Consider the following 13,872-nt stretch of genomic DNA (forward strand, 5'->3'; position numbering starts at 1 on the left):
TTATATTTTCTTCACTAGTATAGGCGTATGCGATATCGGATTCAGGTTGATCGGTGAAATTAGGATTAGTATGGGGATGCGTCTTCCCGCTGACGCTGCTGGCATCAGCAACGGGAAGCGATGACCTGGCGGCGCTGCTGGATGAAGCCAACCGCGATATAGCATCCGCCGGCCTGAATCTCGACTATACGACCTCGGTGGTCTCCGTGCTTGAACATGACCAGCTCTTCCGGCTCGGGGTCAATACCCTCTTTGAAGCCCTCTCGATCATGCCCGGTATTGAGACAAGTATCAGCCAGTTCGGGGTTAAAAAAGTGATCGTCCGGGGGTTGGACAATCCCAACACCTTCACCTTCGACAAAACCCGCCTTGAACTCGATGGCGTTCCCATAGAAACTGCGTTCCTCTCCAACACGGCGACCTTCCTGGAGCTCCCGGTGGCGATCATCGAGCGGATCGAAGTGCTGCGAGGACCGGCGTCCGCCTATCTGGGTAACGGGGCGTTCAACGGGGTGATCAGCGTGACAACCCGCCACAGCCAATCTGACGGCAGTGCACTCTTCTTCGGCGGGGGGAGTTATGCTTACCGAATTGGGGGCGGACGCTCTTTCACGGCATTCGGGCCTGAGACGTCTTTGCAGGCGGACGTGTACCTGCAGCGTTCGGACAAATTTCTCAAGGCCGGCGATGCATTCGTACCGAAGAATATCTACGATCCCGTGAGCAGGAACACCATTCCGTTCCTGCGGGCCCCCGAAAGCAATGAGCGCCTGAACGACTACAGCATCGGGATGACCCTTCAGCATGGGGGGTGGAGCCTGAAAAGCCGTCTGAAGAGCCGGGAGAGCGGGAACTATTACGGCTGGAATGAACGCCTGGAACTTGATACGGACCCCCGGAACGTCGAGCGGTACTTTTTCATGGAGGCGGGATATGAAGCATCGCTGAGCAGTGAAACATCCCTCACCACGACACTCGATTACAGCTATTACGATCTCGATATCAAGGTACAGGATTACTACCGGGAGCCGGACCTTGGGGTGTGGATCCCCTACCGTTTCAATGTCCGTGAAAGCGAGGATAAATTCCGGGCCGAGAGCCGCCTGAAGAGTACGGCAATCGAGGGGCATGCCATTGAAACCGGCGTCCTCTGGCAGCGTATCCGTGAACGCAGCAATGCGATCACGGATACGATCACGCCCTACGGAGACCGTCCGGTGGTGGAGGAGGGGCTGCGGCGCGATAACCTTGCGCTCTACCTGCGGGATAACTGGGATGTCAGCAGAAAGGTCGGTCTGCTGCTCGCCGCACGGGGGGATTACTATACCAAAGAGAAACGTTTCTACCCGAGCGCCCAGCTCGGGGCCCTCTACACGCCGAACGACCAGTGGCAGTTCAAGCTCAACTACGGCCATGCTTTCCGTGTCCCCTCTTGGGTCGAACAGTATTCGGTCGAATACGGCCCCGGTGACGGCACCCGTGCCGGCAACAGTGGGTTAAACGCAGAAACGACAGACACGTTCGAGGCGATCGCCATTTTTAAAAAAGACGCCGCGCAGCGTTTCCAGCTTAACGGCTATTATGCGCTGCAGCGCGATGTCCTTGACATCGATGACAGTCTTGCGGAAGGGGGCTACAAGAACTGGCCGGAACGGACCTCGGCAGGCTTTGAAATGGCCTATGACGCCATGCTCCTGGCCCAGGACCACCTGCACCTGAGCCTCTCGTATACCCATACGACCTACCAGACGGCCGACAGCGGGATCGAGCAACTGATGCCGACGGCGGCGCTTTGGATGACCAAGGGGTACTACGTCCACTACATGTCGCCGCTCTTCTCGCTCTCGCTCCTGCTCAAATATATCGGGGAACACCCCTATAACCGCGAGTTCGAGGCGCGCGCCGGGTCGGTGAACCTTGACCCTTATCTGACCCTGGATACGACGCTGGCCTATGTCAGCCCGGCACACTGGAGTCTGCAGTTCAGCATGAAAAACCTGACCGGTGCCGACGTGCGCTACCCCAGCTACTACTCCCGCCACCCCGAAGGGCTTCCCCGGGAGGGCAGAAATTTTCTTGTCGAAGCAGAGTACCGGTTTTGAAACGGTTTTGCCTCCTGGTGCTACTGCTGCCGCTGGCCCTGGCGGCGTACCAGTATGAACCGGTATTGCTCGAGACCCAGGCCAAGCTGGCCCCGCGCTTCTTGATGATGAGCGAGGGGGTGGCAGATACCGATGAGGGGGTTCTGTCGATCTGCGTCGTGTATGACGAGGGGGAAGAGGAGGTGGCCGACGCCTTCGCCGGCATGGTCCGCGCCGCCTACCCGGATGGCTGGAAGGGGAAGCAGATCCGGATTATCAAAAGCCGGTACGGGGAGCTGGAACAGCGTTGCGGGCGTTGCGAACTCCTCTTCCTGCTCAGTGCGGAAGCACCGGATATCCGACGCGCCGTCTCCTTTGCGACGGCACAGCATAAATTGACGGTATCGTATGAGAACCGCTACCTTGAAGAGGGGGTGCTGATCTCGCTGCACGTCGGCCGGAGCGTCCGTCCCTACCTGAACCTGACACAGGCAAAAGCTGCGGGCATCCACTTCAGCAGCGGGCTCAAACGCATCTCCAAGTTCCTGGAACTGCCGAAGGAGGCGGAATGAAAGCATCCGTCAGCGTTCGTACCCGTATCCTCGGCACCGTGATCATCTTTGCCTTTGCGCTCTTCTTGCTGGTGCAGTACCAGTATGAAGTCAAGCTCAAAGCCATCCTCAATACCACCGAACGGAGCAAGTATGAGACCGTCGCCAATACGGTGCTCCCCGTCCTGGCGGTCAATACCGCCTTTGACCTGGCAGAGGAGAACCGGCAGTACATGACGGAGCTGGTGCAGCAGAACCCCGACCTGGTGCGCATCATTTTGAAGTCCGAGCGTATGGCGACGATCGATACAAAGGTAGCGGAACCGCCGGAAGGGCCGATGATCCGCCTGCATAAGATACTTCCGGATCCGCAAGGCGGGAGGGCGCTGGGCGAGGTGACCTTCGTCTTTACCAGCCGGGTGCTCCAGATGACCGAGCATGAACACCGGACGTTCATCATCAGTTTTATCCTCGTTGCAGGACTGTTGCTGCTGTTGCTGATCGTCATTCTGCACTATGCCATGCGGCCGATTTACATCCTGTTGAACTGGATCCGGGACTTTGACCCCAAAACCGATGACATGAGTACGATGCCCGCGGCGTGCTGCGAAGAGGTGCAGATGATCGAGGATTCTATGCAGCAGATGTTTGAACGTATCCGCCACTACACCGCCGAGCTCGACGCACTCAACCGTAACCTGGATGAAAAGGTACGCGAACGCACCGACGAGCTGAGCTGGACCAATGCGCAGCTGCAAGAGGAGATCCGTATCCGGGAGGCGGCGGAACAGGCCCTGAAATCGGCCAACGAGCGCCTGACGGCCCTGAGCCGCCTGGATGTCCTGACAGGGATCGCCAACCGGCGTTCGTTCCAGGAGCATCTGACGGAGCACTGGTCGATCTGTGTGCGTGAAGGGATTCCGCTGTCACTTGTGATCTGCGACATCGACCATTTCAAGCGGGTCAACGATACCTACGGCCACCCCGCCGGCGACGTAGTGATCCGTGCGATTGCCGGGATCCTCGGCAGCGAGATCAAGCGCGCGACGGACCTGGTGGCACGTTACGGCGGGGAAGAGTTCGCCATCATTCTTTTCAATACGGGGTACGAGGATGCCTTTGACCTGGTGAAACGTCTGCAGCAGAAGGTATGGAAGATGGGCTCCCTGCCCCCGCCGGCGGAGTCGGTGAGCGGGGTGACGCTCAGTTTCGGCTTCTGCTCGCTTATCCCGGGACCCCACGACAGTATCGCCAGGTGCATCTCCGCAGCGGACGAGGCGCTTTACCGGGCGAAAAAGGCGGGACGGAACCGCATTGTCTACGGTACCTGCGACAAGGAGTAGGAGCTACTCCTCCGCGTGGTGTTTTGAGAGTTTACGGATGACCGTGTCGACCTGGGCCGTGGTCATGGCATGGTGGGGTTTGATGACGTTGCTGATATAGGCGATCTCCGTCACGGTGACGCCGTAGGGGTCTTTTTTGACGGAGTGGGGCCGGCCGTTGCGCTCGGTGATCAGCTCCAGGTTCTTACGGCTGTGGGAGAGAAAAAAGTTGAGGATATAGCCGCCGGTATGCTCTTTTTCGACCGCAATATAGGCCCGGGCGTCATTGGGATTGGCTACCGTGGGGAAGCGCTCTTTGAAGGCGTCCGGTTCCATGTAGCCGATGTACATCTTGACGAAGAGATCGTGGTAGCGCTGCACGGTTTTGGAGAAGAGGAACTGGGTATTGATCACCCCGTTCTTGACCCTCGTTTTGTTCAGTACCCACCCCAGGGTGTTGTAGTAGCGGAACGGGTGGACTTTGAGCTCTTCCGTCCCGACGATCTGTGGGCCGCTGATGCGTTTGAAGGGCTTGCGGCGGGGCCGTTTCTCCTGTTTGAGCCACTCGAACACGCTGGCGGCGCTGTAGGGTTTGGTGACCCAGGCCGTCGCATAATCGGGCAGGGTGCTGACCCCCGTCACCCCTTCGTTGAGGATCAGGAGGGCCTTGATGTCATAGTGGGGGAAGAGGGTCTGCAGCAGTGCGCGTTTTTTCCGCATACGCTTGCGCAGGTTCGTGACCGAGCCCACCAGGGTCATCTCGACGAAGTAGAGCTCCTTCTCCGTAAAGAACATGGCGTCGAATTCGCCGATCTCGTTACGCTTGATGCGGTAGACGATCTGCCCCTTCCAGTTGACGGAGAGGGCGTTGGGCTGGGCTTTGGTGCGCTTCTTGTGGGGGCCCTTGACGATGAACTTTTTGATGAACTTGTGCTGTTTGGCGTAGCGCAGCAGCATCTCGTAGGCGTAGTTCTCGAAGACTTCGCCCTCGAAGGAGCGGTAGGCGCTCATAAAGGCGTCGCTGTCGGGTCCAAGCCCCTTTTTCACCAGAGAGAGCAGATGCTTGACGTGGTAGTCGTAGTAGAGCAGGTTATCGCCCAGTTCGCTGTCATCGAGGTTGGCGATGGCTTTGCTGATTTTGGGCAATATGACTCCTTTTTTTGGGGCACCTTCGGTTTTTGGGCACATTATAGAGAAAGTCGGCTGTGAGTTCCCGAAAGCCGAGCCAAGGTTTAATTTCAAAGAGTATAATGGAGGCATGAAGAAACAACACGCCTTGACGGTTGCATCGACGCTGCTGTTCGCTCTGCTGAGCGGATGCGGGCAGGTGGATGATTCGCAGACCCAGGACAACAATACGATCGATCTGCCGACGACGCCGGCCAACAACTGCCCGGCTGGTACCTACTCCGAAAATGATTTCGGATGCTACGACAGCAGCGCCCTTTTCCCGAGCGCGACGGGGGAGACGGTGGTCGAGGATGTCTGGAGTGTCTATTCCCAAAGCAATACGAATCGGACGGACGGCATTGTCTTCTATGACCGCTACCAGTTCGGATACCAGTTTTCCGCACTGGGGTATGCTTTTCAGCAAAACGCAGCGGATGATTATACCTACTACGGAGAATGGGGCGTGGCGGCGACCGGCAGCCCGTTGAACATCGGCAACTATAACGGTATTCTCCACCAGTACACTGCGACGGGGCAGGGGTTCCAGGGGCAGCCGAACTGTTACGAGGTGACCGATGACGGGCAGACCCTCAAACTTTGCCATGAAACGCTGCAGAACGCGGGTGCTACGATGGGGAGTACGGGCTTCTATTACGGGCCCGACATCAAATTCGGGAACCTGCTGAATTACAACTTTATTGTCGAGGGGATGTGGACGATGTCGGGGTATGACGCAAACCCGGCAGCGCCTGAGGATATCTATTTCAGCCCCAACGGGACGATCGCGACAGGAAGCGGCGGCGAGTGGGGTGTCAGCGCGGACGGCAAAGTGATCGAGATCGCCGGGACACGCTACCTCGTTTTCCAGTACCTCGACGATGCCGACGTGAACTGTATCGCGACCCTCGAGCTCTCCAACGGTAGCGCAACCTCCACACTGTGGAAGATGTGTAAACAGTAGCAGACTTTCCCTCACCGGCTTCCGGCCGGTTCTCTCTATATCTATGCTTTCCGCACCGGCAGAACATCGTCATAAAAGATGGATATACAAATGGTATCAGATGAAGGTGATGACTTTGATTGAGTGTTGTTGATAAAAAGGAATGGATGGCAGACAGGAAGGGATTCGAACCCTCGAAGCTGTTACACTTACACGCGTTCCAGGCGTGCGCCTTCAACCGCTCGGCCACCTGTCTACATTTTGAAGACCCGCATTATACCCGATCAATCCTCAATTTAGTTTTAAACGTAATGGCTAAGATGAGGTATCGCTTCCGAAGTCGCTATAATTCGTTTTATTAACGGTTTGAAAAAGAGCTGGTTTCGGAGAGAAGAGACGTGTTGGAATACGATATTATCGTCGTCGGCGGCGGGCATGCAGGCATTGAGGCTTCCCTGGCGGCGGCGCGCATGGGCAAGAAGACACTGCTGGTCTCCATGCTGGCCGAACAGGTGGGGGCGACGTCATGTAACCCGGCCGTCGGCGGATTGGCGAAGGGGCACCTGGTGCGAGAACTCGACGCCCTCGGCGGCGAAATGGGGCTGCTTACCGACGAGGCGGGGATCCAGTACCGCATCCTTAACGCCGCCAAAGGCCCCGCCGTGCGCGGCAGCCGGGCGCAGATCGATATGGATAAATACCGTATCGCCGCGCGCAACGTCATTTTGAACACCCCGAACCTCGACCTGCTGCAAGAGACCGTCGAAGGGCTGCTTTATGAAGAGCAGACGGTGACGGGGGTGCGGACGAACCTGCTCAACGAGTACCGCGCCAAACGGGTCATTCTCACGACGGGGACCTTCCTCAAGGGGGTCGTGCATATCGGCGAGGTAAAACAGACCGCTGGCCGTTTCGGGGAGTTCTCGGCGGAGAACCTCTCCGATTCGCTGCGTCTTCTCGGCCTCAAGGTCGGCCGCCTCAAAACGGGGACCTGCCCCCGTGTCGACTCCAAGACGATCGACTTCTCCGTGATGGAAGAGCAGGCCGGCGACGCACTGCCGAGCCCGTTCAGTTTCCGGACCGACCGCGAAAAGTTCGCCGAAGAGAAGCAGCAGCTCCCCTGCTACATCGCCTATACGAACGAGGATACGCACGGCATCATCGAGGGCAACTTCCACCGTGCCCCGCTCTTTACCGGCCAGATCGAGGGTATTGGCCCCCGCTACTGCCCCAGCATCGAGGACAAGATCAACCGTTTCCGGGACAAAGAGCGTCACCACCTTTTCATCGAGCCGCAGACGGAGGAGAACACCGAGTGCTACATCAACGGCATGAGCACGTCGCTGCCGCCCGACGTGCAGCAGGCGATGGTCCACTCCGTGCGCGGCATGGAGAACGCGAAGATCGTCCGCTACGGCTATGCCATCGAGTACGACTACGTCGACCCGACGGAACTGAAACACTCCCTGGAGACGAAAAAGGTCAGCCACCTTTTCCTCGCCGGGCAGATCAACGGCACGACGGGGTACGAGGAGGCTGCCGCCCAGGGGCTGATGGCCGGGATCAATGCCGCGCTCTCCCTTGAAGGCCGTGAGCCGCTGGTACTGGGCCGCGACGAAGCCTACATCGGCGTCCTGATCGACGACCTTGTGACCAAGGGGACGAAGGAGCCCTACCGCATGTTTACCTCCCGCGCCGAATACCGCCTGTTGCTGCGCGAAGAGACGGCCGACATCCGCCTGGGCAAATACGGCCACGATGCGGGACTCATCGACGATGCGACCTTTGAGAAGTTCGAGGCGAAACGCAAGCAGATCGAAGCGGGGGTGGCCCTGATCAACGCGACGGAATACACGCCGAACAAGGAGTTCCTCGCATTTCTGGAAAGCATCGGCGAAGAGCGTGTGACGGACAAGATCTCTGCGCAGCAGCTGATCGCCCGCAAGAGCTTCACCCGGGAGAAGATGCTCACCCTCTTGCCGGAGCTCTCCAAGTACGATCCGTATATCCAGGAGCAGATCATGGTCGAGGCGAAATACGCCCGCTATGTCGAAAAGCAGCTTGACGAGATCGAGAAGATGAAGAAGAACATCAACATCAAGATCCCCGAAGGGTTTGACTTCGCCTCCGTCAAGGGGCTCTCGAACGAGATCGTCGAGAAACTCAGAACCTTCAACCCGCCGACGCTCCAGGCGGCCTCGCAGATCAGCGGGGTGACGCCGGCGGCGATCGAGATCCTTCACATCTATATTAAGATGGCACAGAAAAAGGCGGCAGGATGAGACTCTTTTACTATGTGCATACCGGGCACCGTATCGGCCTGGACCGTTTCCGCCGCGCCGCGACGATCATCCGCGCCCTGGGCGACGTCGACATCACCCTGCTGACCTCCGATTTCCGCATTGCGTCAATGGCCAGAGAACACGGTATCAAGCGTGCCGTAGGCGTTGACGTCGTGCGCAACATCCCCCAGATCGCCAACAACGGAGACAAGATCATCTTCGACTCCGCCGAGATCAACCCGGTGATGCTCGATGACATGACCCGCTACTTCTCGACCTTTATCCGTATCAGCGACGATCCGAACGACCAGAAACATCCCGATGAACTGCTCGTCTCCCCCTACCTCGAAGGGGAGGGGATCTTTAAAGGGGTCACGGTGGACGATACCTGGTTCGAATCCAAGCCCAAAACGATCAAACGGGCCTTCTTCTTCGGTGATGATGACTACGAGGAGGACCTGGCGGCGAACGCTTCTGCCTTTGATGGGCTGGAGCTGGAGCTGCTGGAAGGGTTCTACTGGTTCTACGGGTACGGCGGGAAGCTGGGGGAACACTTCAGCGCGCGGCACGACGAAGAGTCCTACGATGCCGTGGTCGCCGGCAGCGAATGCCTGGTGACCTCTTCGCCGCAGGCGGTACTGGAACATCTGGCCGCCGGCGGCAAGCCGATCTACCTGCTGCGTGCCGACTACCCGACCGATTTCATCCCGCTCTTCGAATCTCTCACCATTCCCGTTATTCACGGTTTTAATAAGTCTGCATTATCGGCAGCATTAAACGAAGTGCAATCACATACCTATCACGCTTGTCCCAAAAATAGCGAAGAATTGGCAACCTTTCTTAAACAAAATCTAGATTTATATTGACTTAATCCTATTTTATATAAGATAGAGCGAAATATTTTATAAGAGAGGACATAACTATGGAGCAAAGCCGTAGGGGTTTTATGGGTAAAGTCTTCGGAGCGGTTGCCGGTGTCGGCGCCGTCGGAGCACTTTACGCCATGAAAAAATCGTGGGACCCGCTTCCGAGCGTCAAAGCCGCGGGTTTTACGACAGTCGATCTGAGTGCTGCCGAACCGAATAAACTGATGGTCGAAAAGTGGCGCGGGAAGCCGATTTTCATTCTGAAGAAAACACCGGAGATGGTCGCGAAACAGAGTGCCGAGCAGACGGCGCGTGACATTGTCGTCAACGGAGAGAACTTCCTGATCTGTATCGGCCTGTGTACGCACCTGGGGTGTATCCCGGCTTACCGCGAAGCGAAGCAGGACTTCAAATGTGCCTGTCACGGGGGTGAGTTCGATGCAAGCGGCATCGATACCCTTGCACCGCCGCCGAGCCCGATGGTGATCCCGCCTTTCAATGTCAAAGGCAACACGGTCGTACTGGGTGAAGAGGGCGAAACGTATCGTCAAATGAAAGATGCCGGCGTGCTGGCGTAAGTGAGGAGGGGAAATGGCACACTTTACTAAAGCAACCAGCGTACATGACTGGTTGAACCAGCGCCTGGCGATCGATACGCTGCAGCGCGTACTCTCAAAAGAGTACTGGATTCCGAAAAATATCAACTTTCTTTGGGCAATGGGGATGGTCCTGGCGTTTACGTTCGGCATCCTGCTCGTATCAGGGATTTTCCTGCTGATGTACTATCAGCCACACGTCGACACGGCCTTCGACAGCGTCAACTTCACGATCATGCGCGAAGTGGAGTTCGGCTGGCTCTGGCGTCACGTCCATGCCGTTGCGGCTTCCGTCGTCTTCTTGATCATCTATATCCACATGCTGACGGGGATCTACTACGGTTCGTACAAGAAGGGCCGCGAGATGATCTGGATCTCCGGTATGCTCCTGTTCGTCGCGTTTTCCGCCGAAGCGTTCAGCGGTTACATGCTGCCGTGGGGCCAGATGAGCTACTGGGCGGGGATGGTTATTACCAACCTCTTCAGCCTCGGTTCACTGGAGTTCAACGGACTCGTTGAGTGGATCCGCGGTGACTACGTCCCGGGTCAGGCTTTCCTGGACCGCTTCTTTATGCTGCACGTCCTGCTGATCCCGCTGGCGATCCTGGGGGTCATCGGCCTGCACTTCGGTGCGCTGCGTATCCCGCACGTCAACAACCAGGACGGCGAGGAGTTCGACTTCGAGGAAGAAGCGGCCAAGTACAAAGCCGGTAACAAGAAAGAGTCCAAGGTCATCGCGTTCGCGAACGACTTCCTGTCCAAGGATATGTTCGTTGTGAGCATCTACCTGATCTTCTTCTTCTACCTGGTCTTCTGGCACTTCGGTTTCGCGATGGACCCGATCAACTTCGACCCGGCCGACGGGCTGAAGACACCGCCGCACATCTATCCGGAGTGGTACTTCCTCTGGTCGTACGAGATCCTGCGTCCGTTCCCGAAAGACCCGGGCCTCGTCGCCTTCGGCTTTGCACAGGTGATCTTCTTCCTGCTGCCGTGGCTTGACCGCAGTCCGAATGCCGTGCCGGCCAGCCGCCGCGGGCTCTTCTTCTTCTGGTTCTGGGCAATGGTCGCTGACCTGATCGTCCTGACCGCGATGGGCAAGCTGCCGCCGCAGGGCGTCTACAGCACGATCGGCCTGGTTGCCGCATGGGTCTTTATCGTCCTGTGGGTGGTTCTGCCGTTCATCACAAGAAACGAAAAACGGGCATAAGGAGAAGTTGATGAAAGAATTTAAAATTTTAGCTGTTGTCATCTTCTTTACCCTGGTGACCTATTGGCTGGTCGAGCCTTTCGCGCATTCGCAGATGCATGCGCATGTTGAAAGCGAAGGCTTCTCCTATGACGATCTCCCGCCGCTCGAGAAAACGGGCGACGCCACCCGCGGCCAGGAGCTGGTCATGGGTGCGGGCGGCTGTATCGGCTGTCACAGCATCGAATCCGCGGGCTTCCCGGCGGCGATGGACGCGGTCTCCAACAGTGCCGCTTACGGCGTCAACCCGCCGGACCTGAGCAACGCGGGCGGCATTTATGACGCCAAGTTCCTTGCGGCGCTGATCAAGAACCCGACGCAGGCGCTGATGGTCGAGCACAAATTCACGCCTGAAAGCGGTAAGATGCACCCCATGGTCGCCTTCTACGGTGCCGGCGGGGACATCGACCAGGAGGTCGCCGATATGGTCGCCTACCTGCAGTCGATTGCGCCGAAGCCGGACCAGATCACGCCGAAGCAGGCGTTCGAGACGGCCTGCGGCCGCTGCCACGCCGTCAAGTACGAGAACTGGACGCAGATCGGCGAGAAGCCGGCCTTCAAAAAGAAGCGTGACGAGCTGGTCTTCCTGACCCAGCTTGAGGATTACAATGCGAACCTGATGAACTATATGGGTAAACTCCCGCCGGATCTCTCCATGTATATCCGTTCACGCGGTGAGCACTACCTCTCGACCTTTATCGAGAATCCGCAGAATCTGCTCCACGGCACGGCGATGCCGCGGGTCGGCGTCAGCAATCACGGGGCCGAGAAAGTCCTCGAGTACCTTGTTGAAGCGGGTGATCCGAAACATGCCGAGCGCGACAGCGTCGGTATCAAGGTGATGATCTTCCTGCTCGTCTTCGCGGCGGCATCCTATCTCTGGAAAAAAGAGATCTGGAAAGATCTGCACTAAACCTTTTTGGGCGCGGCGCCCCTGCCGCACCCTTTTACTTAACCTATCTCAACCCTTTCCAATCAACTTCCCGCTATAATTTCACTTTTCTAATGGATAGGATACCTTTCCACACATCAAAATATGAGGCACATTCCGAGCGATTCGGACGTCCCTTGAAAAAGAGTAGGCATTGCTGGTAGACAAATTTGACAGGACCGTTGATTATCTCCGCGTTTCGGTAACGGAGCGCTGCAATTTCCGCTGTCAGTACTGTATGCCGGAAAAACCCTTCTCATGGGTCCCCAAAGAGAAACTGCTCAGTTTCGAGGAGCTCTTTGCCTTTATCAAGGTCGCTATCGACGAGGGTGTGAAGAAGATCCGCATCACCGGGGGCGAACCGCTCCTGCGCGAAGACCTCGACGTCTTCATCAAGATGATCCACGACTACAAACCCGATGTCGACCTGGCGATGACGACCAACGCCTACCTGCTCAAAGGTGCGGCGCAGAAGCTCTATGATGCCGGGCTGCGCCGCCTGAACGTCTCTGTCGACTCCCTCATACCGGAGGTGGCGGAGAAGATCGCTCAGAAAGATGTTCTGGGGCCGGTCCTCGCGGGCATCGACGAGGCGCTGAAAGTCGGCCTCAAGGTCAAAGTGAACATGGTCCCGATGAAGGGGGTCAACGACGGCGAGATCCTCGACATCCTCGATTATTGCAAAGATCGCGGGATGGTCGTGCGCTTTATCGAGTACATGGAAAATGTCCATGCCCATGATGAAGTCAAGGGGCTCGACAGCGAGGAGCTGCTCAGCATTATCGGCAGCCGCTACGCTTACGAGGACGAGGGCTTCGACGGCCACTCCCCCTCGCACTACTACAAACTCGGCGATGGTTACGAGTTCGGCATCATCGAACCGCACAAGGATGATTTCTGTAAAAAGTGCAACCGCATCCGTCTCACGGCCGAGGGGCAGCTGATCCCCTGCCTCTACTTCGACGAGGCGATGAGCATCAAGGAGGCCGTCAAGCGGGGCGATATCAAAACGGCGGCCCTGATCCTCAAAGAGGTTGTCAAGAACAAACCGGAGAAGAACCGCTGGAGCGATCCCGACGGCGAGCACTCCAAGCGCGCCTTTTACGAAACGGGGGGCTGATGCTCTACCTGGTCGAACACTTCTACTCCATCCAGGGCGAGGGGCGTTATACGGGCGTGCCGTCGCTCTTTTTCCGTTTCGGCGGCTGCAATATGCGCTGCGAGGGGTTCGCCTGCAGCGAGACGGCCGCAAACGGGGTGACCGTCACGGGCTGTGACACCGTCTACGCCGTCAACAAGCAGCATTTCGGTGAGCAGTGGCTCTGCATCGAGCATATGGATGAGCTCATCACGATCATGAACGGCTACACCCTCCCGCCGCATGTCGATATCGTCATGACCGGCGGGGAGCCGCTGATCTACGCGGAGAACGAGGTGTTTACGGCATTTGTCCGCTATCTTGTCGACCGCGGCCACCGCGTCACCTTCGAGACCAACGGCGCGATGCCCGTCGATTTCGAGCGTTTCCCTGTCTACCGCGACTGTGTTTTCGCCCTCTCCGTCAAGCTCTCCAACAGCGGCGAACCCCTGGAAAAGCGGGTCCGACCCAACGCCTTCGTTCCCATCGCGGCGCAGGCGAAAGAGGCCTATTTCAAATTCACGATCGACCGGGACTCCATCGGCGAGAACATGGAGCACGAGATCGACGAAATCGTCGCCCACGCCCCACAGCTGCAGGTCTACTGCATGCCCATGGGGGGCAGCCGCGCCGAGATCGAAGCCAACACCGAGGCCGTCATCGATTTCTGCAAGGCCCGCGGCTACACCTACAGCGACCGCCTTCACATCCGCATCTGGGACGCGAACAAAGGGGTATAACGCCTG

At 57.5% G+C, this 13,872-nt stretch carries 12 protein-coding genes and 1 tRNA gene; 11 read left to right on the forward strand and 2 right to left on the reverse strand.

Features of this window, described 5'->3' with window-relative positions; genetic code table 11:
• The first annotated feature begins 53 nt into the window (after window positions 1-53).
• Genes ACXWTF_RS02080 through ACXWTF_RS02090 form a run of 3 tightly spaced genes read left to right on the forward strand, consistent with a single transcriptional unit; the run spans window position 54 to window position 3,975 of the window.
• Window positions 54-2,102, forward strand: coding sequence for a TonB-dependent receptor plug domain-containing protein (locus tag ACXWTF_RS02080; RefSeq protein ID WP_461713380.1), 2,049 nt, complete (start codon window positions 54-56; stop codon window positions 2,100-2,102).
• Window positions 2,099-2,653, forward strand: a complete 555-nt coding sequence (locus ACXWTF_RS02085) for a YfiR family protein (RefSeq protein ID WP_461713381.1) — start codon at window positions 2,099-2,101, stop codon at window positions 2,651-2,653. The genes ACXWTF_RS02080 and ACXWTF_RS02085 overlap by 4 nt, the downstream gene beginning before the upstream one ends.
• Window positions 2,650-3,975: a GGDEF domain-containing protein gene (locus ACXWTF_RS02090; protein ID WP_461713382.1), complete on the forward strand. Its 1,326-nt coding sequence runs from the start codon at window positions 2,650-2,652 to the stop codon at window positions 3,973-3,975. The genes ACXWTF_RS02085 and ACXWTF_RS02090 overlap by 4 nt, the downstream gene beginning before the upstream one ends.
• Window positions 3,976-3,978: 3 nt before the next feature.
• On the opposite strand, the gene ACXWTF_RS02095 is transcribed toward ACXWTF_RS02090, so the two are convergent.
• Window positions 3,979-5,100 carry a hypothetical protein gene (locus ACXWTF_RS02095; protein WP_461713383.1) on the reverse strand — a complete coding sequence of 374 codons (1,122 nt, stop codon included), beginning with the start codon at window positions 5,098-5,100 and terminating at the stop codon, window positions 3,979-3,981.
• 112 nt (window positions 5,101-5,212) lie between these two features.
• Between ACXWTF_RS02095 and ACXWTF_RS02100 the strand changes: the two genes are divergently transcribed.
• The gene (locus ACXWTF_RS02100; protein WP_461713384.1) at window positions 5,213-6,085 is read left to right on the forward strand and encodes a hypothetical protein; all 873 of its coding nucleotides are present in this window, start codon (window positions 5,213-5,215) and stop codon (window positions 6,083-6,085) included.
• Window positions 6,086-6,232: 147 nt separating this feature from the next.
• On the opposite strand, the gene ACXWTF_RS02105 is transcribed toward ACXWTF_RS02100, so the two are convergent.
• Window positions 6,233-6,320, reverse strand: a tRNA-Ser gene (locus tag ACXWTF_RS02105).
• A gap of 145 nt (window positions 6,321-6,465) precedes the next feature.
• Here ACXWTF_RS02105 and mnmG point away from each other — a divergent pair.
• The 7 genes from mnmG to ACXWTF_RS02140 all read left to right on the forward strand — a co-directional run bounded on the left by mnmG (window position 6,466) and on the right by ACXWTF_RS02140 (window position 13,866).
• Window positions 6,466-8,346: a tRNA uridine-5-carboxymethylaminomethyl(34) synthesis enzyme MnmG gene (mnmG, locus tag ACXWTF_RS02110; protein WP_461713385.1), complete on the forward strand. Its 1,881-nt coding sequence runs from the start codon at window positions 6,466-6,468 to the stop codon at window positions 8,344-8,346.
• Window positions 8,343-9,212, forward strand: a complete 870-nt coding sequence (locus ACXWTF_RS02115; RefSeq protein ID WP_461713386.1) for a hypothetical protein — start codon at window positions 8,343-8,345, stop codon at window positions 9,210-9,212. The genes mnmG and ACXWTF_RS02115 overlap by 4 nt, the downstream gene beginning before the upstream one ends.
• A gap of 50 nt (window positions 9,213-9,262) precedes the next feature.
• On the forward strand, window positions 9,263-9,790 hold the full coding sequence (gene petA / locus ACXWTF_RS02120) for a ubiquinol-cytochrome c reductase iron-sulfur subunit (RefSeq protein WP_416768919.1): 528 nt from the start codon (window positions 9,263-9,265) through the stop codon (window positions 9,788-9,790).
• 13 nt (window positions 9,791-9,803) lie between these two features.
• Window positions 9,804-11,018, forward strand: a complete 1,215-nt coding sequence (locus ACXWTF_RS02125) for a cytochrome b (protein WP_461713387.1) — start codon at window positions 9,804-9,806, stop codon at window positions 11,016-11,018.
• A 10-nt stretch (window positions 11,019-11,028) separates the two neighbouring features.
• Entirely contained in the window at window positions 11,029-11,970 is a 942-nt protein-coding gene (locus ACXWTF_RS02130) for a c-type cytochrome (RefSeq protein WP_461713388.1), read from the forward strand.
• A 172-nt stretch (window positions 11,971-12,142) separates the two neighbouring features.
• Complete coding sequence (gene moaA, locus ACXWTF_RS02135; RefSeq protein ID WP_461713389.1) at window positions 12,143-13,108, forward strand: GTP 3',8-cyclase MoaA; 966 nt, start codon at window positions 12,143-12,145, stop codon at window positions 13,106-13,108.
• Entirely contained in the window at window positions 13,108-13,866 is a 759-nt protein-coding gene (locus ACXWTF_RS02140) for a 7-carboxy-7-deazaguanine synthase QueE (RefSeq protein WP_461713390.1), read from the forward strand. The genes moaA and ACXWTF_RS02140 overlap by 1 nt, the downstream gene beginning before the upstream one ends.
• The last annotated feature ends 6 nt before the right edge of the window (window positions 13,867-13,872 follow it).

The sequence above is a fragment of the Thiomicrolovo sp. ZZH C-3 genome (assembly GCF_054862725.1).